Raw genomic sequence first — 550 nt, forward strand, 5'->3', positions numbered from 1 at the left:
ATCCCACCCGATACCCTGCATCTTCCAGCTTTTTGCTAAAGGTTGCAGCCAGACCGTTTATGTCACCACCATTGGCAACCTCTATCAAAAGAGCCTTGCTGTCTGAGGCAGCTCCTTGGGTATCCGTTGCAGCTACACTATAAAATATGCGATCAACCATCTCTCTTGTTGCTTCTACATCATAAATAAAATAAGAAATTTTACCAACATACTGACCAGCACCAGGAAGAGTTTCCATTGAAATGTTACTCATATTTATTTTGTCAACATAATTTACATATTTTAATGCATCCGCCATAGAAATATCCGTTTCAATGTATTTATACATAACCGAAATCAAGTCCGGCAGGTTCTTCAGAATAGTTTCTGTACTTAAAACCTTTTCAGCCAAGGCTTTTAAGAATATTTGTTGCACTTTAATTCTGTCTACATCCCCATCACTATAATGGCGAAAACGCACCAGCTGCTCAGCCTTATCTCCATCTAAGTGCTGATCCCCCTTTTTTAAATCAATCAAGGGGTCCCCAGTATCCCGCATATCATAATACAT

1 protein-coding gene is annotated in these 550 nt (G+C 39.5%); it reads right to left on the bottom strand.

The features are described from left to right. A partial coding sequence (locus RTK36_RS00240) for an LCP family protein (protein WP_312043128.1) occupies positions 1–517 on the bottom strand: 517 nt, incomplete at its 3' end. Positions 518–550: the final 33 nt, after the last annotated feature.

The organism is Anaerotignum sp., assembly GCF_031981185.1.
GTDB lineage: Bacteria > Bacillota > Clostridia > Lachnospirales > Anaerotignaceae > Chakrabartyella.